We start from the raw sequence: 1,952 nt of genomic DNA on the forward strand, positions 1-1,952 counted from the left end.
CAACCAAATCAATGGGTCCTGACCCTAAGGAAACAGTCCTTCGATTGCGGGTTGGAGGCCATTGTTAACAGATCAAGCGAGGGTGTATTGAACCGGAAGCAGTGCTTTTGATCTGATGGAGACGTAAAGCAATGACAGGTCTGAGGTATTTTTTTGGGTGGTTTTACGCAAGATATCTTGAACGCAAGTCCATGAATAAATTGGTATCTATCCTGCAATCGCTCGCCTTATTTGCACTGTTTTGTTTGGGTCTTTTCGTAGCATATTTGAGGTTCACGCGCACATTTTGATAGCGGGGTGCTCGAAGCAAATAGACCCTCGCCGGACTACGTTGTTCGTGGCAAGATCATTGGTGCAAGGCTTGCAAATGGTGCGTATTCGACCCAAAGGAGGCTTGCCAGCGGCGCCCTAGAGGTCATTGAAATTGCTGACAAGATTCTGTCAGTCAAGTCACAGCGAACGCTAACGAGAAAGATTGTAAAGCAGATGGTCGACGCTTCGGTTTCGACCTGACTTAGGGTTCAGGCGATGGTGGCAGCAGCAACAATTGAGGGTATCGAGACTGCTGAAATCTCACAATCCACGTCGTTCCTCTGCAGTAATCGCGATGGTTTGAAGAACCGCACGTCCCTGGCGGTTTCGGGTGATGGCGTTCTGTTTTTGATGCTGATGGCGACGGGCGATCAACGAGGCGCTGAACTGGCGCAGTCCGAACAACGGTCCTTCAACACGCAGATGGGATCGGGTAGGCGCCCAAGGGAATTCGTAAGGTGTTGATGGGAGAGCGGAAGTGAGGCAAGCTGTAATATTGGTCGCGAGTTTTGTCGTTGTGCTATTTTTTTTGGTTTACGCCATTATAGACGGGCTAATGTATCACTCGCGTGTTAGTGCCTACGCTGAGTTTTTTGGGGGCGTTGTCACGCGCTCCATTCAAGTCGATCGTCTGGGTGAGATGGGTTTGTCAGATACGCACGGCGCAGTCTTTCAACATTCTGATTATCCGCAGGATTGGCTTGACGCCTTTGAGAGGTTGTCGAGAAAACAGTTGACTAGGAGGGATTTGGATTGCAGCTTGGGCTTTGCGCTTTCTGAATTGGACTTGACGATAAATGACCCTGTCATTTCTGTCTTTATTTCTGATCGACCACTTCTTTATGTGGTGTTTTTTTACGGAGATGTTCCCCCGATAGAGTCAACGTTTGGCAACGATCTTAGTCAAAAATTGAATGCTGTCCCATACTACAGACCGCCAAAAAGAGGGGATCTAAGGCTGGATTCAAGGCACTCGAGCTTGGAGGGGGCCAGAGCGATCGTTTTCCAAGCGCATCGGCGGGGTATCACCTGGTCATCCAATAGGTGTCAGGGGTACTCGTACATTGTTTTTGAGGAAAAGAAGTATGGCTGGTTTCGGTAAGTGCCGCCGAGGCGTTCAAGTGAGTGACTAAGGTCCTCTTGGAGGCGCCTTTGCTCTGAAAGCGGCCAACTTGGAAAAGCCCGCTCCTCGCGCATGGTCAATCTTGGAAGTGTCCAGTGTCGTGGTTGAAGCAAAAGTCAGCTTCATCCCGCTTATCTGCCATTTGAAATGCAACAATAGCGGCCACGTCGGCTCGAAAGCCGTGGCTAGAGAATGGACTTCGTTAGGCCACTGTCAGGATTGTCGCAACAGGGGCGCTGACATCAGCGCCCCTGTTGATTTCGCGTCGCGCCGCCCGTCACACGGGCGCCGGTTCGCCCAGCGGTGCCGTCCAGGCGTGATAGCCATAGACCCAATCGGCGTTCCCGCCTTCCTTGAGCCATTCGTTCGCCAGCGAGCCGCGCTGGATCGCCGCCGTGCGGTCGCGGCGGGCGTCCTCGTAGGCCTTCAGCGCCTCGGGCACAGTCTCCGGACCGTCGCAGAGCGCACGGGCCAGAACGACCGCATCCTCGATCGCCATGCAGGCGCCCTGGGCCAT

Annotated in this window: 1 pseudogene; it reads right to left on the reverse strand. The window is 52.8% G+C overall.

The annotated features are described in order from the left end of the window. Window positions 1-1,712 precede the first annotated feature (1,712 nt). A pseudogene (locus tag PVW46_RS20725) lies at window positions 1,713-1,952 on the reverse strand (6-hydroxynicotinate 3-monooxygenase); the annotation flags it as partial.

It is taken from the genome of Mameliella sp. AT18, from assembly GCF_028807275.1.
In the GTDB taxonomy this organism is placed as follows: domain Bacteria; phylum Pseudomonadota; class Alphaproteobacteria; order Rhodobacterales; family Rhodobacteraceae; genus Antarctobacter; species Antarctobacter albus.